The organism is Halobacteriovorax sp. RZ-2 (assembly GCF_043196685.1).
Taxonomy (GTDB): Bacteria; Bdellovibrionota; Bacteriovoracia; order Bacteriovoracales; family Bacteriovoracaceae; genus Halobacteriovorax_A.
The window spans coordinates 248,875-274,042 of the sequence record NZ_JBEBMR010000001.1 but is presented as its reverse complement, the minus strand read 5'-3'; the positions used below and the strand labels follow the sequence as shown (position 1 = coordinate 274,042).

Annotated in this window: 19 protein-coding genes; 11 read left to right on the top strand and 8 right to left on the bottom strand. The window is 39.3% G+C overall.

The features are described from left to right. Positions 1-52: 52 nt before the first annotated feature. From ABMA78_RS01185 to ABMA78_RS01175, 3 genes are all read right to left on the bottom strand, one after another. Positions 53-5,062, bottom strand: a complete 5,010-nt coding sequence (locus ABMA78_RS01185) for a hypothetical protein (protein WP_392856237.1) — start codon at positions 5,060-5,062, stop codon at positions 53-55. A 191-nt stretch (positions 5,063-5,253) separates the two neighbouring features. Then, positions 5,254-7,434 carry a hypothetical protein gene (locus ABMA78_RS01180; protein ID WP_392856235.1) on the bottom strand — a complete coding sequence of 727 codons (2,181 nt, stop codon included), beginning with the start codon at positions 7,432-7,434 and terminating at the stop codon, positions 5,254-5,256. Positions 7,435-7,531: 97 nt separating this feature from the next. Beyond that, positions 7,532-8,617 carry a tRNA dihydrouridine synthase gene (locus ABMA78_RS01175; protein WP_392856233.1) on the bottom strand — a complete coding sequence of 362 codons (1,086 nt, stop codon included), beginning with the start codon at positions 8,615-8,617 and terminating at the stop codon, positions 7,532-7,534. Positions 8,618-8,681: 64 nt separating this feature from the next. Here ABMA78_RS01175 and ABMA78_RS01170 point away from each other — a divergent pair, with 64 nt between their 5' ends. After that, positions 8,682-9,350, top strand: a complete 669-nt coding sequence (locus tag ABMA78_RS01170) for an HAD family hydrolase (protein ID WP_392856230.1) — start codon at positions 8,682-8,684, stop codon at positions 9,348-9,350. Between the two features lie 11 nt (positions 9,351-9,361). Continuing rightward, entirely contained in the window at positions 9,362-10,804 is a 1,443-nt protein-coding gene (gene ffh / locus ABMA78_RS01165) for a signal recognition particle protein (protein WP_392856227.1), read from the top strand. Between the two features lie 299 nt (positions 10,805-11,103). Here ffh and ABMA78_RS01160 read toward each other — a convergent pair whose 3' ends face one another. From ABMA78_RS01160 to ABMA78_RS01150, 3 genes are all read right to left on the bottom strand, one after another. Continuing rightward, positions 11,104-11,574, bottom strand: coding sequence for a hypothetical protein (locus ABMA78_RS01160; RefSeq protein ID WP_392856224.1), 471 nt, complete (start codon positions 11,572-11,574; stop codon positions 11,104-11,106). 480 nt (positions 11,575-12,054) lie between these two features. Then, the gene (locus ABMA78_RS01155; protein ID WP_392856223.1) at positions 12,055-12,879 is read right to left on the bottom strand and encodes a hypothetical protein; all 825 of its coding nucleotides are present in this window, start codon (positions 12,877-12,879) and stop codon (positions 12,055-12,057) included. A 133-nt stretch (positions 12,880-13,012) separates the two neighbouring features. Next, a complete protein-coding gene (locus tag ABMA78_RS01150) occupies positions 13,013-13,555 on the bottom strand; it encodes a YceI family protein (RefSeq protein ID WP_021267069.1) in 543 nt (180 codons plus the stop codon). A 34-nt stretch (positions 13,556-13,589) separates the two neighbouring features. Here ABMA78_RS01150 and ABMA78_RS01145 point away from each other — a divergent pair, with 34 nt between their 5' ends. The 5 genes from ABMA78_RS01145 to ABMA78_RS01125 all read left to right on the top strand — a co-directional run bounded on the left by ABMA78_RS01145 (position 13,590) and on the right by ABMA78_RS01125 (position 19,330). Beyond that, positions 13,590-13,835: a hypothetical protein gene (locus ABMA78_RS01145; RefSeq protein WP_021266900.1), complete on the top strand. Its 246-nt coding sequence runs from the start codon at positions 13,590-13,592 to the stop codon at positions 13,833-13,835. A 535-nt stretch (positions 13,836-14,370) separates the two neighbouring features. After that, positions 14,371-16,113, top strand: a complete 1,743-nt coding sequence (locus tag ABMA78_RS01140; RefSeq protein WP_392856221.1) for a DUF885 domain-containing protein — start codon at positions 14,371-14,373, stop codon at positions 16,111-16,113. Between the two features lie 73 nt (positions 16,114-16,186). Further along, the gene (locus ABMA78_RS01135; RefSeq protein WP_392856218.1) at positions 16,187-17,500 is read left to right on the top strand and encodes a cytochrome-c peroxidase; all 1,314 of its coding nucleotides are present in this window, start codon (positions 16,187-16,189) and stop codon (positions 17,498-17,500) included. A gap of 109 nt (positions 17,501-17,609) precedes the next feature. Further along, on the top strand, positions 17,610-18,899 hold the full coding sequence (locus tag ABMA78_RS01130) for a hypothetical protein (RefSeq protein ID WP_392856217.1): 1,290 nt from the start codon (positions 17,610-17,612) through the stop codon (positions 18,897-18,899). Next, positions 18,899-19,330, top strand: a complete 432-nt coding sequence (locus tag ABMA78_RS01125) for a hypothetical protein (RefSeq protein WP_392856215.1) — start codon at positions 18,899-18,901, stop codon at positions 19,328-19,330. Before ABMA78_RS01130 ends, ABMA78_RS01125 begins: the two co-directional genes overlap by 1 nt. Here the strand turns inward: ABMA78_RS01125 and ABMA78_RS01120 are convergent. Continuing rightward, a complete protein-coding gene (locus ABMA78_RS01120) occupies positions 19,322-20,197 on the bottom strand; it encodes an arginase family protein (RefSeq protein ID WP_392856213.1) in 876 nt (291 codons plus the stop codon). The two genes, ABMA78_RS01125 and ABMA78_RS01120, sit on opposite strands and share 9 nt — an antisense overlap. A 23-nt stretch (positions 20,198-20,220) precedes the next feature. Between ABMA78_RS01120 and ABMA78_RS01115 the strand changes: the two genes are divergently transcribed. Continuing rightward, a complete protein-coding gene (locus ABMA78_RS01115; protein ID WP_392856210.1) occupies positions 20,221-21,594 on the top strand; it encodes a DUF4339 domain-containing protein in 1,374 nt (457 codons plus the stop codon). 2 nt (positions 21,595-21,596) lie between these two features. On the opposite strand, the gene ABMA78_RS01110 is transcribed toward ABMA78_RS01115, so the two are convergent. Continuing rightward, positions 21,597-22,439, bottom strand: a complete 843-nt coding sequence (locus ABMA78_RS01110) for an MBL fold metallo-hydrolase (RefSeq protein ID WP_392856209.1) — start codon at positions 22,437-22,439, stop codon at positions 21,597-21,599. Positions 22,440-22,644: 205 nt separating this feature from the next. Between ABMA78_RS01110 and sucC the strand changes: the two genes are divergently transcribed. Genes sucC through ndk form a run of 3 tightly spaced genes read left to right on the top strand, consistent with a single transcriptional unit; the run spans position 22,645 to position 25,163 of the window. Continuing rightward, positions 22,645-23,817: an ADP-forming succinate--CoA ligase subunit beta gene (sucC, locus tag ABMA78_RS01105; protein ID WP_392856207.1), complete on the top strand. Its 1,173-nt coding sequence runs from the start codon at positions 22,645-22,647 to the stop codon at positions 23,815-23,817. Next, positions 23,817-24,692, top strand: coding sequence for a succinate--CoA ligase subunit alpha (sucD, locus tag ABMA78_RS01100; protein WP_021266725.1), 876 nt, complete (start codon positions 23,817-23,819; stop codon positions 24,690-24,692). The genes sucC and sucD overlap by 1 nt, the downstream gene beginning before the upstream one ends. 42 nt (positions 24,693-24,734) lie before the next feature. Beyond that, positions 24,735-25,163: a nucleoside-diphosphate kinase gene (gene ndk, locus ABMA78_RS01095; protein ID WP_103216869.1), complete on the top strand. Its 429-nt coding sequence runs from the start codon at positions 24,735-24,737 to the stop codon at positions 25,161-25,163. Positions 25,164-25,168: the final 5 nt, after the last annotated feature.

Here is a 25,168-nt window from a genome sequence, read left to right as displayed (position 1 = left end):
TTTAGTTAGGTGTGAAGATTGTGCTGTCTAAGAAATGAACAGTGTCTGAATCTTATTCACAGTAGAAGTGGTGATTCCAACGGAAACCTTTAATGAAGCTTGAGTAATTCGCATCATCTGCTGTTAAGTCATCCATTGAATCGACAATTGAGTTATAGCCTTGTAGCTGTGTATCTTCTGTAAAATAACCAGCAGCAGGCTGTGGATAGTAATTATCAAAGGCGCTACCTGTTCTCACTTTCCCAAGCTGACAGAAACGGTTACCGATTTGATTTAGCTTTGATTTAACTTGATCAGCATTGGCACCCTCAACAAGTGGAAACCCTGTTCTTAAGTCATAATGCTTTTCTGGGTCAAGTGACATATCCGCACTCTCTGTTACGATACCCTCTGATGAGATAAATAGGTTTAGATATGTGTTGATATTTGTCCCACTAGGGAGACGACACTCATATGTATTATCTTCGTTTAAGACACCAAAACCTGAACAACACATTGAACCTGGATCTGTGACATTTGTTCCAAGCTTTGAACAACACTTAAAATCGTTTGCCGCAAAGATTTGTGGTAGGGCAATCGTTGATCCATCAGTCTTGTAATAGACTTGGTTATCAATATCATCAGCAGTTCCAATATTAGGATCAGTTGCAGGAATTCGATCAGGATCTGTAAAGAATGGATCACTTACTTCATTATAGATACCTTCAACAAGGCGTCCTTCATTTGAAGTATGTGCTAATGGGTTTGCCTTTTCATCATTACAACGAATGGCCTCATACGTTACTTGAGGTACACCAAGAAGTTCATATCTTTCAAAGATACTCTCGTAGTACTTTTGACCACCAGGAATAGTTCCAAAGGCACTAGCAGGGAAGTCATATCTAAAAGAAACCCAACCAATCTGCATCGGTGTCGGCGCAGAAAGTAAGTCATTATTAATTCTAAAGAACATATATCTTAGATTATTCTCAGTTACTGTACAGTAGGCAGGTTGACCAATTGATGCAAGAGCAAGTTCTGCACCTGCAACCGATGGGCAGATAACTTCTGTCATGGCCGCTTCATCGTGAGTTGATAGATCTGAAAAGTCTGTCGCATCAGGATCTGTAATATAGTTCAGGATAACATCATTTATTGTTGCACTATTAACGTAGTCAGGAATATAGATGGCAAGAGTTTGTTGCTCAAGATCATCAGCTCCAAGTGCCGGGGCAATAGGGTTATTGAAACCAGCTGGCTTCACAACGACTGGTGAGTAAGGTGCATTGAATGTATCATTAAAACCTGTGTTCTGATAAAGTCCAAATGCGATTTTCGTATTAAATAGCGTTCCTGACTCATCAGCAGGGTAGAAGCTAATACGCCCATCAATAGGTGAAGATGTATTGATATTTTCAGGTGTTGCACTAGAGCTTGGATCAATATTTGCTTGAATACTTCCAATAGGATCACCTGGTCTAAGCCATACAAACGGCTGTCCAACTTCACCATTATAAGTACGGTATCCACCAATTGAGCTCATGAAAGAGTACTCCATTAGCCAATTATTACGATAGAGTGGTTGAAGCTCTTCACGCCAAGACTTCATCGAGTAGTTAAGACATGCTAACTTTGTCGGTGAAAGGTTTAAGCGTCCACCAGCAGTCCAGTTATTTGTTCCATCTTCAAATTTTCTAATGAAACCACCACCACAACAATTTGATTGTCCTGTTTCGTTGATGATTAGGGCCTGACCAGTATCTGGTAGAGCTCCTGGTTCAATCTTCATTTCAATTGAACTAGTGTTATAAGTCTCTGAAGCAATATAGCGTGAATAGCGTCCTGTTGCATCTGGAGAGTCATTAGATGTTGTTCTTGTGTTTAAGGCCTCGTTTTGTGAGTCATAACCAGGGAATGACGTATTTGTCTCAACCTGTGTGTACATTGTGAAGTCTTTTGAGATTTCACGACAACAACGGTTTTGTCCCATGTCGTAGTTATAATAACTACCAGCAAGAATTGTATTAAGTAGAGGTTCTTGTTGGCTTTGACCACATACTAGCTCTTCTTCCCAAAATTTCTGTTCTGCTATTGTGTCACCAAAGCTAGAAGGAGAGAGCCCTCTGGCAACATCTGCATGAAGGCGGTTAGGTCCGCAGTCTAAATTTGTATGGCAAACAGCTCCTGCTCTTCTAATACAGGCATTTGCTGCAAGTGTTTCTGTTTGTAGTTGAAGGATATCTTGGACAAGTCCTGCTTCAATTGATTTGAAAGAAGAGGACTCGTCAGTGTCAACTGAAGCAGCTGAACACATATTTTGTAAAACAGAAGGTACATTGATTGAAGCATCTTCAACTGTTACATAATTTCCATCAGTATCAAATACTGGACATGAACGTGTACGATTTACTCCTGTTGCATCTTCATTACAAGAAGCGATTTGAGAGATATAGTCGGTACGATTCTTATTATCCTCAGACTCGTGACGGCTTTCAAAGCCATTTGTTGTATCAGTTGATCGTCCTGGAACACAAAGTCCAACATCACCTGGGCCAAATGTTCCAGATGCTGCGTAAATCGATAGGTTAGCAGCAATGGCCTGTTGAATATTTGTCGGTAACTCTTCCCCGCGGTTACTATAAGTAATTGGTCGACCTAAAATGCTGGCCGCTTGTCCATAGAGAATTGCTGTTGGCTCATTAGGTGAGCGAATAAGTTCTTTTGAAAAGCTTGCTGAATCGAGCGCCGCACAGTAAAAATTTGGCGCACAAGTTAGAAGCTTTGTATGAGTTGATTTCTTTACATTCGTTGTTGGACTTAGTTTACAAAGAGAACCAGCTCCACGGTAAACACATCTCTTATTTTGCCCACTACTAATATTTGTATTTAGGATAGAAGAGAGTGAAACACCTTCTCTCGAATAGTTATTTCTTTCAAAGGCATCAATATCAAATTTAGGCCAATTTGTTTTAACATCCGTTACTTGGGCACAGGCATATTCCCAGCCAAGCTTGGCAACACAGTCACTATCAACATTACAGGCATGCATATACTGGCAACTAGCACCATAGCCTTGTCCTGCCGCTGATGGGTCTTTTGAAAAGTCCCAGTCGTAATCTGCTGCTGTTTGTCCACCAAGGTCTTCGATCACTGATACTGTATAATTTGTATTCTGAGCAAGGTCTGCAAATGGAGCATTGATTGCTAGAAAAAGCTTTTGAGTTGTTGAGCGAACACGTCTTCCTGCTCCAACAGAGAACCACGAAACTCCATCAAATGAGCCAATAAGTGCTCCTTGATTAAAACCATACCAATCTCTTTGATAACCATTAACAAACATGGCCGCTTGAGTTTCAAGACGATTTCTTCTTTGAACACCGGCATCTGCATAACTAATATGTGAACTAGGTAGCATCGTTGGAGGAACCCAACATGCACGTCCAAAAATAGTATCTTCATAGTTTCCGTATGTTGTATTACTTCCAATTTGTGCACGGTCAGTTGTATAGCCACGCCAAGTTAGACCGTAACCCTTACTTGTCTCAGGCTGTGAGCTAAATACTTTTTGCCAAGCATCTTGCTGACAGTATGGACAAGGAGTCGCGTAGCCACTTGTAACTGAAACGATATAAACCTTATCAACTTCAACATCAAGGGCCTTGGCCGGTTGGGCCTGCTGAAGATCAAGTGTCATCTGACCAATAACTGCATTCATATTATATGAAGTTTCTAAAGGCCCTGCCTTATTGGCATCATCTAGGTAGTAGAATGTATCTCCCTCTTGATTTGTTCCTTCTGGAATCTCAGTTAGGTCATCATAAGGAGTTCCCGCAAGAGAGAAGAAGCGGTGAGGGGCACTCTTTCCTGAAACTAGAACTGATAAATTTTGAAAAGGCTTATCTTCATTTTCTAGAACTGGAATATCACATTGAATATTTAAAATATTTCCGTTGGCATTCTTTTCTGCCTTTAGTCCGTAATCAATACAACGAGAGTCAAGCTGTAGTTCACCACCGATATAAGTTGGCTCAAATGAACATCCACACTTCTGCCATACTTTTACACGAACGCTATCGAGATCTGGATCACAACTATCGAGTTGTCCAAGTAGGCACTTATAGTCTTCAATATCTTTTAATAGCTGCTGGTTAGCATCGTCGATTGGGTCACCATCAGAACCGTCATCATCATCTTCATCTGGGTCGATATTAATCGGACATACATAGAATAGTTCAGGATAATTTTTGAAGCTATTAGCATCTTCTAGAATCTCAGCTAGAGCAGTTTTGTACTGGGAGCTATTTTGATCAGTTTCTGGGCGAACTTCACCATCAATAACACATTGGCCATTCAGACAACAATTATAACCTTGTTGCTGACATGAAGTATTCGTACAACTACCACCTGGTGTTGTAGAAGATCCATTAACATTCGTTGTGATCGATAGGCCCGAAAGATTCACAGATGTACTTGAAACTGGTGCTTGTTTTAAGATACCAGAAACTGACTCATGAAGTGTCAGAGTTATCGTTGTAAAACTTGTTGAACATTCTGGACAGATCGTCGCAAGGCTATAGGCCGCTTCATTTGCATCAACTAAAACAGATGAGCCTGTCGAAGTATAGCTTACGATATTGTTTCCACCACAAAAAGCAGCGTTGTCAGCAGCATTGGCAATATTAACTCTTAAACTTGTCTCTTGCGACTTGCTCGACTTAATAGGAGTGGCCACAAGTCTTACCTGAGGCTTCTTATCGACTCCCGTTGAGCTTGCTGTATTAATTGATCCAATTAGACAGAAAACTGAGTTCTTCTTATCTTGTGAAACAATGTAGTTATTAACAATTCCACCAACAAGATAGATACTTCCCGTATCTTCAGAGTTAAGGGTTAGGGCACCATCAACATATTGGCCTTTGGCATACCATGAAGGGTCTGTAGGATTTTCGACAATATAATCTGAAGACTCTTGTTCCGAGTCGTTTGAATCTAGATTAGAGCGGCGGTTATTGGCCGCTTCCATACAAGATGTAAGGAGCATCAGTGTGCTTATGAATGTGAGTAAACTTATTTTAAATTTCATTGGTTTACATTTTCCTACCCATTCACTTTTCGTGAAATTCGAAGCCTTTCTTTATATTAACCTGTTGATATTAAAGAAAAGGTAAGAAATACCTAGTTCGCTCTAAGTTATTGATATGACGAGGTTTGAAACCCTCTTGTTTAGAGGTGAAACTAATTTAGACGACAAGAATTTGTGCGATTTAGGGCCAGTTAGAAGCTGTAGCCATAATTGGCATAAAAATCATAGGAGCTATAGAACGGATTGTTGCTCCCGCTAAACATCCTCTGTCTAGAGAGGTCGAGCTTATTCATATACCAATCATAGTATTGTTGTTGGTAGGCGAGTTGTTGCTGTTGCACGCGACCTGTGTAGATATGGCCTGGAATTTGGGCCCTAAGCTGTTGTGTTGAAATCATCGGACCGATGAAGGCATAAGAATTTTGAGCAGCATACATGGCAACTTGAGGCCAGAAGCTCTTTCTATGCTTTCTTTTCACCATTCTTTCAGAGACTGGATCCCAGTCAAAATACTCGTTACTTTCAAGTTGAACACTACTATGAGCAAATGAGTTCTTCTTTAGGTTACAAGTTCGAACGTGTAGGGCACGACAGGCGTAATCGAATTCATCGCCACGATTGTCTTCGTCGTTACCATTAGCTCCATTCTCAACCACAGCACCACTACAGCGTTTATTCTTCTTCTTGTGGCAGTAATCTTGTAGGTATCGATCTGTCATACGATAATCATTTGGCTCTTGCTCACCGTAGAAGTAGCGAGAGTAGTCCTCTGTGATTAACTTGTCATCCATTCCATCACTTAATTTTGTGAGAATTGAAATACCTTCATTACCAGTTTCGAGCGTTGGCATACAAGAGATATTAGCTTCTTTAAAGCCACTACAGTTTAGCTTATATGTTTTTAAGTTTAAGGCTTTTAGAACTTCTAAATCCTTCATTGGCCTTGTTGTGAAAATCGTCGCTATCTGTTTTTCAACGTCGCCTAGGGCCTCTTCACGTTCTTTGATTTTTTGATTTAAAGCTTCGTCATTCAACTCACTTTCAACACAACCATAGAGAATATCTGTTGTTGAAGCTCCTGGTGTTCCAGGACAAAGCTCTGCAAGGTTATCCGCTAAGATTTGACCAAAGTTGTGATTACTCTTACTTGTTTTATTTAAGGCCTCGACCTTGTCACTAGCATCTTTTAAGAAAGAGTGAATGTCATTTTTTAGGTCATCTCTTCTCTTTTTATCTGCCTGCTTTTCTTCTTCACTCGGGTATAGAGAGATACTTTCAAGTGTATTGTAATTTCCAATTGCCGCCCTAGAGTCGTTAATAGCATTCTTGATTTTTTCAAGGTCACCACTTGCATCACACTCTTTGATTTTAATACGACAACTTTTAAGGCCAGTTAGTGCTGTTGATAGATCACTAAATGACTGATCAGAGATTCCACTATCTAAGTAGAATGAAGCGTATGAGCCTTGTTGAGTATTGAAAATATTAGGGTCATCATTATGGTCAAAAGTTTCTTCGTACAGCTTTAAAATAGTATTCTCATAGTAGTGCTTAAGCTGATCATTATGAGAGAGGAGATTTAAGCTATTTCCTGATGTGTTGATTTTTATTGAAGGTGTTCCTTCTTTTGTCGTTGTTAAGGCAATGTTTACAGTATCGTCCTTAAGAGCTTCTAGGTGAGCCTCTAGGAAATCATTTGCATCATTTTCAGTTGCGCTTCCGGCGTAAATCTTTTGCAGGATAACACCATAATTATTAATCGTATCCTTGGCCATATCTTCATAGCCTTGATCCATTTCGAAGTTATTTGTAAAATCATTAAAGACCTCACATTCTTTTTGTACACTAGCGTCCTTTCCTCGACACGCAGACTTAACATAAGAGAAGAGATCTTTTCCGTTTCCGTCCTTTAAGTGATTAAAGAGTTTTACAAAAGCATTCTCTTCTTTGTTATTCTCAGCAATACTTGCGGCCTGCTTCTTTGCTAGTGCTGACACTGTCGAATGAATGACAGCATATTTTGTGACTGCCTGAGTATGAGTTTCAAGCTCTTTTAAGGCCTCGGCCGTATTTGTATCAAATAACTTTGCGACATCTAGAACTTCTGCTTCTTTTTTAAAGCTTAGGTATTCATTGCGAATTTTCTTTAGTGCTCTTAGGGCAACGACTTGGGCCATTTGAGCGTCGCGAATTTTTTTGAGTTCGATAAGAGTAGGAGAGTCCGCCTTATCGTCTTTCTTCATTTGGTCTTGTTTTGCGTGAATGGCAGAGATTTCAGTTTCAAGGTCTGTACACATATCTGAAGCCGTCGCATTGAAGGCTAACGTACTAATGAGTACTGTATTGAAAATGTTTTTGAAAAGTCTCTTCATCTCTAAAATTAAGTATAAAGTAATTTACACTATCTCCACTTACGCCTCTTCGACATTTCAAGTGGAAAACTTTAGTATGAGAAGTGATTTCGGAGTCTTAGCCGTGTCCTCCGGCCATAAAGGCCTGAGTTAGATCTAATTTCTTATGATCATTTTTTATGGCATCGAAATATTCACGTGTTACCTTCATCGTTTCTTCGATATCAGGTGTTTGGAACATTACATTTCTAAAGTGAGTTACATTTGGGAAGCCTGCGGCCATCCAAACGATATTCTTTCTAAGGGTGATAAGAACTGTTCTTTCGCGATCAGTGTACTCTTCCATATAATCACGAAATCTCTCGATGACTTCAAGGTAGTCACTTGGAGTGAAGCTGATATCATCATCTTCATTTAAGAAGCTTTCTAGGAATATAAATGGATTTCTAAGAGGTCCACGTCCTAACATCAGTGCCTGGCAACGAGTTGCCATGAGACGCTGCTTTGTCAGAGGCGCAGAGTGAAGGTCTCCGTTACCAATAATTGGCAGGGGAGAAGTCTCTGCAATACTCTCAAGTAGATCCCAATTTGCAGATCCTTTATAGGCCTGAGTTCTTGTTCTACCGTGAATAGCAACGAATTCAACGCCTTCTTCTTTGGCAATATGAATAACCTCTTGGGCATTAATTGAATTCTCGTCCCAACCAGTTCTGATCTTAATTGTAAGAGGAACTTCAATAGCGTTCTTCATTTGATTAAAGAATTTTCCAAGCTTTGATGTATCTTTTAGAAGAGCGGAACCACCACCCTTTGTTACAACTTTACGAACTGGGCAACCCATATTGATGTCGATAAACTTTGGCTCTCTTTCTTCGGCCACTTTTGCGGCCTCGGCCATTGCGGAGCCGTCTTCACCAAAGAGTTGAAGTCCAATATTCTTTTCACGTGGGTGAATCTCAAGCATCTTCACCGTCTTTTCATTCTTGTAATTGATTCCGTGACAGCTTACGAGCTCACTTACTGTCCCACCGCATCCTAGCTCTTCCATCAATAAACGATATGGAGCGGTACAAATACTACTCATCGGTGCTAATAAAAGTGGTGAATCAAATGAAATATTACCAAGTTTGACCTTTGGGCGACGTGCCATTAGAGTGTCAATCTTAGCTTGAAGAGATGGTGAAAAAGTGCGATTATTGGCCATGCGTTTATTTAGCAAGTAGCTAGAATTAGGTCAACATATTTCAATAATTTGGAAATAATTACTAATGTTTTTTGAGAATCCAAGAGGATATATTGTTTTTGATTGTGACGGAACTTTAGTTTCATCTAAAGAGGCCGTTATTTGTGCCGTGGCCGAGATGATGACGATTATTTTAAATCGTGAGGTATCGATTGATGAGGCCCGTTCAAAATATGGACCAGACCTTGTTTATACGGCAAATCAATTTGGCCTTGATCCAGTTAACTCTGAGCTACAGAGAAACAAGCTTATGACGACTTGGAAAGAAGTGACAGCAAAGCAGAGCAATAACTACAAGCTCTTTGACGGGATGAAGAAGCTAATCTTAGATCTTCTCGATCACGAATTCCAACTCTATGTTTGGACGGCACGTGATCGCAGGTCAACTCTTAGAATCTTAGATGACCAAAATGTACTTCAGCACTTCTTGGAACTTCGCTGTCTTGATGATACGACTCCTAAGCCACACCCTCAGGGGCTAAGTGAGATGCTTGAAGATTTGCCAAAGAATAAGATTATGATGATTGGTGATAGCTACACGGATACGCAAGGTGCAAGAGGCTTTGGTGTTGAATCAATTGGCGCTCTTTGGGAGAGTGGAATCACGAAAGATGGCTTTGGCGATCATAGTGCTGACTACTGGGCCACGCACCCAAGTGAATGTTTAGAAATAATTTTGAATAAAATAAAATAAGGACGACAAGAATGTTTGATAATTTAAGTGATAAGTTTTCAGAAGCGTTTAAGAATATCTCGGGTAAGGGAAAGATTACTGAAAGCAATATTGAAGATACTCTAAAACTTGTAAAGACTGCGCTCCTAGAAGCTGATGTTAACTTTAAGGTTGTAAAGAATTTCATCAACAACGTTAAAGAAGAAGCTCTTGGTGAAAAGGTTATCAAAGGTGTTAACCCTGAAGAGCAATTCATTAAGATCGTTCACGATGAACTTGCAAAAACGATGGGGGATAAGAATACTGAGCTTAACTATGTTGAGGGCGGTATCACTCCAATTCTTGTTGTTGGTCTAAACGGTCAAGGTAAGACAACTTTCTCTGGTAAGCTTTCACTTTTCCTAACAAAGAAAGAAAAGAAGAACGTTCTTCTTGTTCCTGCCGATACTTTCAGACCTGCTGCCAAGGACCAGCTAATCACTCTTGCTAAGTCAATGAATATGGACTGGTTCGATTCAGACCTTGGAAAGCATCCTAAAGATATCGCTGCAGATGCCATGGCCTACGCAAAAGAGCATGGTAAAGAAGTTGTTATCATTGATACGGCCGGACGTCTTCACGTTGATGAAGAGCTAATGGGACAAATCAAAGAAGTTCGCCAAAGCCTAGAGGGACTTAATCCTGAAGTTCTAATGGTTGCGGATGCAATGACTGGTCAAGAGGCCGTAAACGTAGCTAAGAGCTTTCACGAGGCGGTAGGACTTACTGGTGTTGTTCTTTCAAAAATGGACTCTGATGCTCGTGGTGGTGCCGCACTATCAATCAAGCACGTAACAGGTGTTCCAATCAAGTTCATCTCAACTGGTGAGAAGATGAAAGATCTTGAACTCTTTCACCCAGATCGTCTTGCTGGGCGAATCCTTGATATGGGAGACGTTCTAACTCTAGTTGAAAAAGCAGAAGCTGCAATTGATAAGGATGATGCTGAAGGCATGATGAAGCGTTTAGAGAAAGGAAAATTCTCTGTTAACGACTTCATGAAGCAAATGGATATGATGAAGAACTTAGGTTCGATGGCATCAATCATGAAAATGATCCCTGGTATGGGTGGTATGCTTAAGCAAGTAGGTGACTTAACACCTGCTGAAAATGAAATGAAAAGAATGCGCGTTATCATCAACTCGATGACAAAGAAAGAGCGCGACAATTATAAGATCATGAAAGACTCTCACATTAAACGAATTGCAAAAGGTTCAGGTAATACTGAGGCTCAGGTTCGTGACTTCATTGCTAAGTTTAAGCAGATGGAGCAGATGATGGGTGGACTTTCTCAAATGATGAAAGGTGGAGGAATGCCGGGGATGCCTGGTATGCCAGGAATGGGGGGAGGTGGAATGCCGAATCTTCCTGGGCTTGGTGGGAAACCTAAGAAGAAACGCAAAAAAGGCGGCCCATGGGGCGGTGGCTTCTTTTAATTCTTTAGGTCTCACTCCGTCTGCTGCGCTTGACTTCGGTCGGTGTGGCAGACCACACCTTCCCTCGTCTTGCATCAGCATTCACAGCAAGCTTTAACGAGTTAGCACCCTTAATTAAATTTTGAATTTGTTTACGGCTTCGCCGGTGGCTAGGGCTTGCGCCCATCGCTTTGCTTGAGCTGTGCTCGTCGCTGCTAGGACTTCGTCCATCGCCTTTGCTTGAGCTGCGCTCGTCGCTGCTAGGGCTTGCGCCCATCGCAAAAAAAAGCGACACCGAAGTGTCGCTTAGAAGTATTGAATTATTTTAGGATGTATGGAGTAATTGTTGACTCTTTTCTGTCGTGACAGATGTCGTAGCTATACTCTCTAAGTAATGAAACTTTTGTGATTTTTACTTCTCTGTACTTTGCTTCAAAGTTAACTTCAAGCTGCGCATCGAAAACATAGTTGAATGCTTCGAATTCGTCACAACGGTAACCGTTAGCAACAACGTCTCTATCTAGAGATCCTTGAACTTTATATAGGTAATCTGAACCAACTACTTCACGCTCGACGATCTTTCCTGTGAAAGACTTTAGTTCACCGTTAAATACTGCTCTAAAAGTTACAGTTCTTGCGAAGATGTCAGAGTTTAGGTGCTCAACATCTGTAAGAGTGATTGTTTCAAGAGCTTTGTAGTCATAGCTAGCTTCAGAAGCAACTGTGTTTGAAAGTTGGTAAGTGTTAGCGAAAGCTGAAAGTGTAACAAATAATGCGATAACAAGTTTCATAATAATCTCCAAGTTTGTTTATGCTGGTTAAGTACCAACCAAAGACTCAAAAGAAAAGTTTGGTTTCTGTTAAGATTTGAATACTGTCTTGAAGAAAAGACGTGACACAAGTGCCACGCCAGATACTTAGAGAAATAGAACTCAGGCTCGCGTACCTGAGCTCTAAAAAGAATATGTAATTTAATATGTAGTTGGATTAAGTATATAACGGCACACTAAAAGCGAACGCTCTAGTGAAGTAAACTTTATATCCCCCTACAGATATATCTAAATTTTATTTGTAGTAACAATTAATTGACCGAATGAAAAGAGAAAAGTTGAAATGGAATCGCGGCAAGTTTCAGGGGTCTTGCCGCGAGTGTGTTCTCTAAACCTGATTACTCTATGCATATGTAATTAAGTGGAGAGGATATTGTTCTTGTGTTCTCAAAGAAAATAACAAGATCCTCCCCACTTGCAAAGTTGAGATTCTGTTAAGATTTAGAAGAAGTAATAACCGATATCGAGAGTTAATGTTCCATTTTTATGAAAGTCATCAATGATAAGAGCGTGGTCACTATCTCCTGATTGGGCAGCTGTATATGTTGCATAAAGTTCAACAAAGCCATCACCCTTGGCATATCTTAAATAAGGAAGCCAAGCTACGAATCGATCGTCTCCTGATTTTCTTTCACCGTCTCTGTGGTCAGTATACCACTCGCCACCAAAGCCAAGAGACCAGTTGTCATTAAAGTTGTAAAAAGCAAAAGTTCCAAACATTGTACGCCATGTGTTTGCATTAGGATTCCTTCCGTTCTTGTTATAAACCTGCAAGTAAGTATTTGCTTCTAGAGTTAGTTTTCCGTCCGCAACTGTTTTTGATGATAGGAAGTAGGCCCTGTGATAAGAGTCATAACCACCGTTGCGATCCTCGCCATCAAAAATATAATTTCTATTTTGAAAGTTTAAGTTAATACCATGCTTATCTTCTGTAAGGATGTTGTTTACATACCACCTTAATGAAGAGTAAGCGTACTCACCTTGAAGAGTTTTCTTTCCTTCTTGTCCAATTGATTGAGTGTATACAGGAACCCAACGAATATTTTGATTCTTTGTTAAGTTGTAACGAAAGTAGAAAAGGTGATCCATTGTGAAGCCATCTCTATTCTTTGCATTCATCTCTGTATAAGTTGAATTTAAATAAAGAAATTTAAAATTCTTTGATAGGGAATCAAGAAAAGAAGCTTCTTCAATTGAAATTTCATTTACCTGTGCATAGGTAAGGTTTATTACTAGTGAAAGTAATAGTGTTGCTATCTTTTTCAAATATGCCTCCAAGCTTACTTAAATAGGGTTCGACCCTGAACTTAGAGGGAGTATGATAGTTAATTGAGTTAATCACAAAAAGATGCGGGCAAAGTTAGTGAGGGTTCACGTTCTTTACCCACAATCGGGTATATTATTTACACTTTGAGAACTTAGATTCGATTTCAACCTGAACAACGTTCCAAGTTTTGCCTTCGTGTAGAGCTAGACATGCCTTATTAATGGCCGAAAGATTTTTCCCTAGAGCAAAGTCAAGAACATCAATTGTTCCTTCTGCTTCTAGTTCACCATCTTCAATGTCATACTTCATTGGAACCTTCACAGTCTTTCCTGCTAAAGTCATATCAACATATAGGTAGTTGCTATCTACTTTATTTACAACACCTGAAATCTTCATGTCTTGAAAGAAGAATTTTTCAATCTTAGCATCACGAGATTTATCTTTTGTGTGTACAGAGTTTACGTCGATAGTGAAACGTGCACCACGAATAAGCTCTTCGATCTTACCTTGTTTTTTAGTTGCCTTAATGTCGAATTTCTTAAATTCACCTTTTACACCGACTTTCTTAGCAGTCTTGTAGGCTTCCCACTTTATCTTCGTATTCGCATTACTTACTTCGTAACAATTTGCAAATGTCATACTAGAAAAGAGGAGCCCAGCAATAATAAATTTCATTGTCTTTCTCCTTTGAATTAGATAAATCAAGTATATGAAACAAAACGATTATCCGAAAGATTTTTATGTAACTTTACAAAATAATGACAATCTCATTGGCCAGATTGAAGTTAATAAAACATCTCGAGGATTCAATGCAGATATTGCAATCGTCTATAAAGAAACAAAAAAGATTTTCAAACATGTGGATCAAGTTTTTAACGCAGAGGATGAAACGGAAGCTTGTGACATTGGCATGATGAAACTTTCTCGCTTTCTAAAGTCAGTGAAGTCAATTTAATAACACAAAGACAATGTGTGTCAGTCATGAATATGACACCGTCATTTCTTATCTTTATATAAAATCAGAGTCTTTTCGACGCGTCAATGACTTGTAAAAGTTGGCACGGGCCTTGCTTATATATAAACGTGTGTGTGTTGGAGCAGAAGAAAGGATTTTTTCACTCCGTCAAAATGTCTCTCTTTAAGAAGCCGGATCCCTGATCCGGCTTTTTTTTGGAAGCGGCATTTGCCACGATGGCAAAATGACGCTGAACAACGCCGACCGACCAGTATGGGAGGTCAGGTGAACCAACTTTGCAATCTAGGAATCACCCTTACCAAGTTACCACCCAATCGCAACACTTCACGAAGTGAAGTTAGCAACTTTGGCCATCCAATAACTCCTACCACCCAACCGCAACACTTCACGAAGTGAAGTTAGCAATTCCAGTAAACCAGTAAACCAGCAAACCAACAAACCCAATACCGAACCTAGACACTCCAGTACCTAGCAATTAAACTTTTCTAATCTAAATATTTTCCTAAGGGTCATAATGCAAAAGTTTAACTACTTAATCTTTCTATCTTTATTAATTATTACTTCGTGCTTTTCTCAAAAGGAAGAAGACTGGGGAGTAACGTCAGATAAACTGGCCGAAGAGTTTACATTTGCGCTTTCTGATTTAAATCCTGAAATAGGCTCATCATTTGGTTATGAACAATATGATAAGTTAGGGACAAACCCCCGAATGGAGCTGGATGAAGCTTATGATAAGTTATTCATTCAGTGGATTGAAAAACTAGAGAAACTAGAAGAGAAAACTGAGTTAGGTAACCTTAAGGTAGATTATGAGATTCTTCTAAGTGTTATCAAGAGAATGAAGAATCGAGTTGATACTTCAAGACGTCTTGGAGTTATCGGTGCTTCTAATGTTTCTGAATCAATCTATCAATCACTTTTTGGCTTAATTAATCCTCAATCTCCAAAGCATCGAAAGGAAGCAGGGGTTGATCGCTTTAAATACTATATGTCTGAAAAAGGTAAGAAGTCTTATGTAATGGGAATGCTTAGTGAAGAGAAGCGATACCTTGCTCTTTATAAAGATAAAATTTATCCATTCATAGGGGAAGTTACAAAGAACCTCGAAAATTCTCCGGCCTACGTTGCAGGAGTAAAGCAACTGCTTGAATCAAGTGGCCGTACTGATTGGCAGAAGGAATATGAATTATTTCAAAAACAAGTTCTTGAGTATGATGCATTCATAAGAAGCGAAATTCTTCCACATGCACGACAAAATCCAAATTTACCAAAAGAGCTATATCAAATTGCCTTAGGTGATGCTGGTGTTGATATTGGTGCGGATGAGTTAATTAAAATTGGAAAGAAAGACTTTGATGAGCTTTATAAAGAATACCAGAAATTAGCATCTCAAATTGCAAAGAAAAATAATCTAAAAAAAGAAGATCCTCTTTCGGTTATTACATTTCTAAAGAAGAAGCAGGTAACAAAGCTTGATGATGTTCAGAGGCTTTATGAAAGAGCTGCAGATAAGTTGGAAAAAATAATTGCAGAAAATGATCTTGTTTCACTACCTAAGCAGAAGTTAGTGATTCGAATGGCCGGGGATGCTGAATCGAGAGCGCAACCTGTTCCTCACTTAAATCCTCCGCCACTAATTGGAAACGACGGAAGTATTAAGCCTGAGTTTGTTGTACCGACGTCTTCAACAGGAAGCCTTCCTTTTGATGACTTCTCTTATGAAAGTGCTGCAACTGTTCTAACTGCACATGAGGGGAGACCAGGGCATGATCTACAATTTAGTCGTATGCTTGAAGAGAAGACTTCCTTAATTCGCGCACGTTATGCAATGAATTCTGTGAATGTAGAGGGATGGGCATTATATGCGGAAGATCTTGTTTATGATTATCTAACTTTAGAAGAGAAGTTTGCAGGCCTTGAAATGAGACTTTGGCGTATTGCTCGCTACTTTCTTGACCCAAGTGTACAACTTGGAATGGCGAGTGCTGAAGATGTCGTTGAGGTTTTTCACAATAAGCTTGGTGTTTCAAAAGAAATGTCAATGCTTGAGTTTCAGCGTTATGCATATAGATCTCCGGGGCAAGCAACGGCTTACTACCACGGATTAAAAAAAATTAGGGGACTTAAGGCTTCAATTGAAAAGGATTACGGAAGAATTAAGCTTAAGTGCTTTAATGATACTCTTTTATCTTTTGGACTTATGCCACACGATTTAATTCTTCTTTTTAAGGATAAGTTTAAGTCGTGTAAGATTTAGGAAGTTAAAAGTTTGACGTATCAAACACTCTTTCCTAATATTTTGAAAATTAATTTTTTGGGACACACACAAAATGAAAACATTATTTATCCTCACAATCGTTCTGGGTGCTTTTGCGGCCCAGGCCGATCAACTTGATATCAAGCTAAAACGCTATATTAGTGACTTTAGATTAAAGGCCGTTGAAAAACCTAAGGGGAGGAATCCTCAAATTTTCAAATTGGGACAAGAACTCTTTAATGAGAAAGAAATTTCTGGTAATCGCAATATCAGCTGTGCTGATTGTCATAGGCCTGAATTTGGAAGTGGTGATAAGCTTCCTGTTGGAATTGGTGAAGGTGGAAAGTGGCAAGCAGGTGAGCGCTTAATTGTTAATGGCCATGCGATCCCAAGAAACTCTCAGCCTCTTTATAACCTAGGGGATAAGAATATCGAATTTCTTTTTTGGGATGGGAGAGTTCACTACCGTAAGGACTGGGATGTTTATACGACACCTGTTAAGGCCCTTAATGGTGATTACCCTGAACGTTGGGATATTACAGAAAACTTAGGAAGTGCCCTTGCCGCCCAAGCTCTTTTTCCAATTACTTCACATGAAGAAATGAGAGGGGTTAAGGGAAGCAATGACATTGCCAACGCTGTAAATGAAGAAGCTGTTTGGAAGATCGTCATGAAGAGACTATTGGCCATGCCAAAGTATCAAAAGCTTTTTAAAGAAGCATTCCCAAAAACTCCAAAGGCCGAGCTTAATATTGGTCACTTCGGACAGGCCATTGCCCATTTTGAAACGCATGAGTTTGCCGCATATAACACTGGTTGGGATAAGTACCTCAGAGGTGAGCGCATGGCACTTAACCAAAAGGCAAAGCGTGGAGCTGTGATCTTTTTTGAAAATGGTAGTTGTTTTTCATGTCATTCTGGTGATCTCCTAGGTGGTCGCGGGTTCTTCTCTGTTGCCTCTCCTCAGATTGGTCCAGGTAAGAATGACTCTAGAAAGAATGATGAAGGTCGATTCAATATAACAAAACGTGACTTTGATCGTTATCAGTTCAGAGTTCCGCCTCTAAGAAATATTGCTCTCACTGGCCCGTACTTTCACGCTGGTGCCTACGGGACATTAGAAGAGGTAGTGGATCACTATAATAATGGAATAAAGTCTATTGATACTTATGATAGTTCTTGGGTGGAGAATACATTCTTTAAGAATTTTGGACGTAAGTTATTTGTTGAAACTAATAACTATATGAACTTTAAGAAGAAAAATGCCGCAGATACAATCTTAAAAGATCACCTTATTCGCCTTAATAATTCTCAAAAAAGCGATTTAGTCTACTTCTTAAAGTATGGATTAACTGACGAAAAAGACCTCGATAAAATAATGCCTTAAATAATTGGTAGCGAAATTTGTATAAACAAGCAGATTTCGCCCATATTTCACCAATATTCCCGCAACGTGTTACAATAAGTATTGTCGCGTTAAACTTATGGGGAAGTTGATGAAGAAGTTGGTATTATTTTTAAGTATCCTAGCAATTTCAGGTACATATGCAGGTACAGCAGATCCTAATTATGAGGAAATCACAGATGTTCAATTTGATGTTGTTCGTTCATTTGATGTTCTAGATACCGAAACTGGTTACTCTCACCGTATTGATGCCCCAAAAAGAGGTGGCGATAAGAGCATTAAGGTTCGAATTGTTGGTCAAAATAATTGGGCCTATAAAATTAAGATCGAAGTTGATGGAATTGAACACGAAAAAACTTATCACGTAACAAAGAGATACCTTAAAGAGGCCCTTGATATGGCAACGGCCTATAATTATATTCGTCTAAATCGTACAATTGGAGAGGTTGGAAATCCTCCTGTTGAGCCTTGTGGTGATAATACTGTATCAACAAGTCTTAGACCTAAGCCACGCCCTGTTTATGTTGATGAGATCTTTGAAGAGCCTGAAAATATCATCACGAATAATCAAAAGTGGAAAGCAGGTTGTGAAGTGCTAGAAAATCGTGGGTCATTATCAGCACAAGATAGTGAGTCAAAGTCGAAGCTTGCTCAGTGTATGAAGAGTATTCAAAACTCTATTACTCGCCAAGGAACTCTTACGAATCGTGGGCAAATCTTTAAGAATCTTTATCGATACCTAAGGCCAGAAGAGCAGCATTTTGCAGCAATGGTTTTTACTGCTCAAGGTGAAGCGGGGATTCTTGTTCGTGATATTAATGGTGGTGAAAGACATCCTGAAGAGATGATGATGATCATGAAGGTTATCGACAATCGTGTTCGTAATTCGAATGAAGATGCGACGCGAGCTGGAAAGAAAGGTGATACAAGAGCTCTCGATATTGCTTTAGATCCTTGGCAATTCTCAATGTACAATCATAATGAAGATAACTGGAGACAGATGATGCTTCCAGGACGTAATCAGGAGTTTGATACGGCCATTGATGCTTATATGAAGTTTGGAACGGCCGACTTTAAGCCTAAGCCAGATGTTGATCATGTTTATCATTACCATGCTAACTGGATGCTTCCGACAAATGATGCTTGGGGGGCCAACTTTAGAGCAAACCAAGATAATTGGGAGTTAAATGTTAAGGTTGATGGAGAACTTCTAAGACAACCAAACCCGATGTATAATGAAAACAATGCAAGTGATCGCAAGAAGATTGCAAAGAGTTGGAAAAGACAACGCCATATTTTTTATAAACCGATTGATACTGATGGAAAGATCGTTGATGGCGACGATTGGCATTGGACGGTAAGAAAGCCATTTAGGTCATAATGAAAAAGCTATTATTAATTTCGACATTTTTATTTCAAGCAATTGCATTCGCAGGTGTGAGTGACTGGTCAATTGTTAATATCAAAGGTGATTTTTGGTTAAAGAAGAAGGACTCAAAAACACTTAAGGCCAAGATCACAAAGCGTACAGGTAAGAGTAAGGTCACTGAAACAAAGTCAGTAGGTGAGAATTATGAACTTATCATTTATTATTCAGGTTCAGCAGGAACGTTTCAGTTAATCGATATTTACTATGCCGTAATCTTTGATAAAAAGAAAAATCAATTTATAGGTGACTACCCGTGGGCATATAAAGCACAAGAGGGCTCTAAGAAGGTCGATAACCCAAAATGGGATATCTCGGACAAGCTTATTAAAATCACTGATGAGCAAACTGACTTGAATAAAACAATCGAATTAAGATCAAATTAAAAAATCATAAATGAGTGAGGCGAGGGCGCGTGCGTCCTTTGCCGATAGCTCATCAAATAACGGATTGTATTCGTAAATTCCTAAAATTTGTTTTTTATTAACAGTATTCTCTTTGTATTGAGAAACTAGCTTTCTTAAAAACTCAAGCGGAATACCGTCGTGGTTTACTGCGCTTACTGCTTGCATATCTGCTGCTGCAATTGCATCAGCGTCAATACTAAAGAGGATATCTCCATCGTGATTTTTATAGATCTCATCCATAAAACTAATATCACTAAAAGTATGTGATAGCTCTTTTAGTTTCTTTGTATCGATAATATCCATCTTCATTCCCTCGTAGTTTTGAGGAACGTTGGCATATTGGTGAATTCCAATTTGAAGAATCTTTACTTCTTTTTGATTGGCCACTTGGCGAAAGGGTGTCCCTGAGTGATAGACATCATCACTTCTTGTATCGAGATGAGCATCAATATTAATGAGAAGTGGATTCTTAAGTTCAATTCCCATGGCCAGAGGATAGACATGGTCATGGCCACCGCCTAGGTGAACAATTTTCTTGGCCGTAACATTCTTTATCGTCTTAATCGACTGTGACTGCATTTTATCAAAGTCTAATTGTCCTTGGTTTGCGACGCTGATGATACCAAGTTCTTGCAAATTATTATGATCGGCAAATTTTTTAAGCTGTGAAAGAATGACTTTCGGTCCATGGGAGGCGCCACGACGTCCACCATTTCTAACGACTCCAAGATCATTCTCACTTAAAAGAAGTGCTTGTTGTGTCTTCAAATCATCAAATTTGAAGCGAGTGGCAATAGATTGTGATTTTCTTTTGTTAAGATTGTCATCTATTTCTTTCCAGCCCATGTAACTTCCTTTAAAGTATAACTATGCAAAAAAATTGGTATATTAATCAGTCCGGTAAAAACAAGGGACCATTCAACGCTCAAGATATTATCGACTTTTATGATAAAGGTCTAATTAAATCCTATCAACTTTGTTGGCGCAAAGGGGCCAAGAATTGGAAGCCCGTATTTGCTGTCATACAAGTTGCCCGCAACGAGGCCCAGTCATATTATGAATCTAAGGTATTAGATGATGATCACGATCTTCCTGAGATTCCTATTCACGAAGCAAAGTCCTTTGATGACTATGATGATTTTAATGATGACGATATTCCGCCACTTTTAGAAGAAGAGTTAAGTGAAGAACTCGATCAGGAATATGACCAAGATGCCCTAGGCTCTACTTCTTCATTTGATTTCAAGGATACTGAAGTCGAATTAGAGGCACAGATGCCTAGTAAATTCCCGATTTACTCAACTGTCGTGGCAAGCTTTATTATTGCTGTTGTTGTGGTTGTGAGCTTTTATATGGCCGCAGGCCCTAAGGTAAAAGAAGTCGAGTTAAAAAATATTTCAATTAGCGCTTTAAATGATTTTAAAAAGCCTGTTAGCCCTAATGATGTTCACTTAATTGTAAATAAGGATATGTCTACTCTCTATATCAAGCTTCCTTTCCAAAAAAGAGTGAGTGTAGAGTTAATCCTCCATCGAAAGCCTGATGAGTTTCACCGTGGTGATGTTCTTGTTAAGGCCCATAATATCGGTGAGGGTGGAATTATTGAGTTCAAGGACCTAACACTAGAAGAAGGTCAAAACTTTATTCCAGGCGCATACGCAGTAACATTCATTTATGATTACTTAGGCTTATTAGATAATATTAAAAGTAAATTTGGTAGTGGTTCAAATCGTGAAGTCTTAGAAAAGAAAGTCTTTCTTGTTCCTGAAACTCGCGAAAAATATATTGAGAAGATTACAAAAGTTGAAAAGAAGAAAACAGTAGCTTCTAAAAAGAATATTGCCGCTATTAATGAAAAGCTTAGAACTTTAGAGGCCATTATTTCTTCAATGTCGATTCACTATCGACTCTCTCTAAGTCAACAAAGTGGCTGGCTTGCTCATAAGGAATTTAAGCAGCGCTACGCTAAGAATATAGCACCTCTCTTACAGAGCATCGTTTTATCTAATTATGACCTCAATAATACAAAGTTATCTAATGATGAAAGAAAGCTTGAAAATGAGATTCATTCACTTGGTAAGGATATTAGTGCTTGGAGTGTGAAGCTAACTGAAAAACTTTCTCGTTATGGCATGCTTAATAAGAAGAAGCGTCTTTATCTAAGAAGATTCATGGATAAGGATCGCGTGAACTTTCAGGCCTCAAAGAACGAAGTTCAAAAACAAATCAAAGAGTTGCTTTAAGTTTACTCTAGTTCAACTGGAATATACTTACCGCGCTCATTTTGCGTAATCTTTGCACTGGCATACTTTGGGTCATGTTCAAAGATTACGCGAAGATCTTTCTCCACAATCATCTTTAGAAACTCAATCTTATCCATTGTTGTCTGCCCTGGAGCAATATCGTAGCCCATAACCCATGGGACGTGGACATGATTAGACGTTGGGATAAGGTCGGCCAAGTAAATATATTCATTAGTATAAGGATGAATAAGGTGAGGGGTGTGGCCATAAGAGCATTTAAAGCGCAGGCTATCATCACTTAATTTTAAAATTTCACCTTCTTTACCTGTTAGCCAATGAACACGTCCGGCCTTATCAAATTTCTCAATTGTTTCTTTAAAATATTGCGTATGGAATGAGCCACCGTCTCTTACTGTTGGATTAAGTGCATACTCCCAGTGGTCTTTATGAAGATGAATTGTGGCATTTGGAAAGACTGGTGCAAATTCACCATTCTCATCTTTATATACCATTCCACCAACGTGGTCGAAGTGAAGGTGAGAGATCACAAGGTCTGTCACATCAGCACAATCAATTCCCTTATCTGCAAGGGCCTTAACGAGAGGCGAGTGTTCTTGGCGAACATCAAATTGTTGATCAAACTTTTCACCGTGATAATCACCAATTCCTGTATCTGTTATAATGATACGATCTTGGTCTTTAATAATCCAAAGTCTGAGATCAAGGTCAATGCGGTTATAATCATCCGCAGGATGAACCTTGTTCCATAATGGTTTTGGTATAATGCCAAACATGGCACCACCGTCTAATCTAAATTTACCAGGGCTAATCAGTATGTTTTCCATGCCATAATTGTGCGAAAGTTTGGAAATAGCTTCAAGACTGTGAGCGTTATATTGTGGATAACTCTTATGTTCTAAATCTTAATCATTTAATGCACAAAAAACTTGGGGAAAATGACACGACTCACCTAGAAAGATATGGTCTTGCCCTCTATTATAAGCCAGTAAAATCATGAATATTTCATAGACAAAAAACTTAGGAGTTTTAATGAACGTACATGAGTACCAGGCCAAGGGTTTAATGAGAGATATGGGCCTGAAGGTTCTTAGAGGTGAAGTTGCAAAGACTGTTGATGAAGCAGTTGCTGCGGCAGAAAAATTAGGTGGAAATATTTGGGTTGTTAAAGCTCAAATTCACGCAGGTGGGCGTGGTAAAGCAGGTGGTGTTAAGCTTGCAAAGTCAATCGAAGAAGTTCGCTTACACGCTGACGATATTCTAGGTAAGACTCTTGTTACTCACCAAACTGGTCCAGAAGGAAAGAAAGTTCACACTCTTTTCATCGAAGAAGGTTGTGACATCGAGCACGAGTACTATGCTGGTGTTGTTCTAGACCGTGCAACTGGTAAAGTTACAATGATGGCCTCTGAAGAAGGTGGAGTTGAAATTGAAGAAGTTGCTCACAAAACTCCAGAGAAAATTATTAAAGTAGCAATCGATCCTGCAGCTGGATTTACTCCATTTGTTGCAAGAAAGCTTGCATACGGAATTGGTCTTAAGACAAAAGAAGAAGTGAAAGAAGCTTCAATCTTCTTTAAAGGTCTATATGATCTATACATGAAGTACGATTGTTCAATTGCAGAGATCAACCCATTAGTAAAAACTAAGCAAGGTGATATCTTAGCACTTGATGCAAAGTTAAACTTTGATTCAAACGCTCTTTTCAGACATCCAGAAGTTCAAGAACTAAGAGATCCAACTGAAGAAAGTGAAAAAGAACTTGCGGCAAGTGAATTTGGTGCTGCATATATTGAGCTTGATGGAAATATTGGTTGTCTTGTAAACGGTGCAGGTCTTGCAATGGGTACAATGGACATCATTAAGCTTCACGGTGGTGAGCCAGCTAACTTCCTTGACGTTGGTGGTTCAGCAACTAAAGAAACTGTTCAAAAAGCATTCTCTCTTATTCTTCAAGATGAGAACGTAAAAGCAATTCTAGTTAATATCTTTGGTGGGATCATGAAATGTGACATCATTGCTGAAGGTGTTGTTGCTGCTGCAAAAGAACTAGAACTAACAGTTCCATTAGTAGTACGTCTAGAAGGAACAAACGTTGCTCTAGGTAAGAAAATATTAAATGAATCAGATCTTGCAATTATCGCTGCTGAAGATCTAGCTGACGCTGCTAAGAAAGCAGTTGAAGCAGCAAAAGGGGAGGCGTAATGGCCATTCTTATTAATCGTGATACAAAACTAATTACTGTTGGTTTTACAGGTAAGCAAGGTACTTTCCACTCACTACAATCAAGAGACTACGGTACTAACTTTGTTGGTGGTGTAACTCCAGGTAAAGGTGGAACAGTTCACGAAGGTTTCCCTGTTTTCAATACAATTAAAGAAGCTATGAATAAGACGGAAGCAAATGCGGCCATGATTATGGTTCCACCTCCGTTCGCAGCTGACTCAATCCTTGAAGCAATCGATGCAGAAATGCCACTTATCATTGCTATTACTGAAGGGATTCCTATCCTTGATATGGTTAAGGTAAAAGCAGCTCTTAAAGGTTCAAAGTCAAGACTAATTGGTCCTAACTGTCCAGGTGTTATCACTCCAGGTGAGTGTAAGATCGGAATTATGCCAGGTCACATCCACATGCCAGGTCGTGTTGGTGTTATCTCTCGTTCAGGAACTCTTACTTACGAAGCTGTTTACCAATTAACTCAAAGAGATATCGGACAATCAACTTGTGTTGGTATCGGTGGTGACCCGGTTAACGGAACTAACTTCATCGACGTACTAGAACTTTTCGAAAAAGATCCAGATACAGATGCAGTTATCATGATCGGTGAAATCGGTGGTTCTGCTGAAACAGATGCAGGTCGTTGGATTCAAAAGAACATGAGTAAGCCAGTTGTTTCTTTCATCGCAGGTGCTTCAGCGCCTCCAGGTAAGAGAATGGGGCACGCTGGTGCAATTATCTCTGGTGGAGATGATACTGCAGAAGCTAAGTTTAGAATTCTTGAAGAATGTGGTGTAACTGTATCACGTTCTCCAGCTGAGCTTGGTGAGACAATGGAGAAGGTTCTAAAGAACCTTTAATTAAAGAATTTAGGAATTTTTCCACAAGATAATTTTAAGGAGATTAAAATGGAAAGAACTTTTAGTATCGTTAAGCCAAACGCACTACTTGATAACAACATCGGTAACATCATTAAGAGATTCGAAGAAGAAGGTCTAAGAATCGCTGCACTTAAACTTACTCACCTTTCTAAAGAGAAAGCTGAAGGTTTCTATATCGAGCACAAAGACAGACCATTCTTTGGTGAGCTTGTTGCTTTCATGACTTCTGCACCAGTAGTACTTATGTGTCTAGAAGGTGAAAACGCAGTTGAAAGAAACAGAGAAATCATGGGTGCAACTAACCCAGCTGAAGCTGCTGAAAACACTCTAAGAAAGCTATATGCTAAGTCAATCGGTGAAAACGCTGTTCACGGTTCTGACTCTCTAGCTTCTGCAGAAAGAGAACTTGCTTATTTCTTCGAAAAAGATGAAATTTGCCCACGTTTCTAATTATC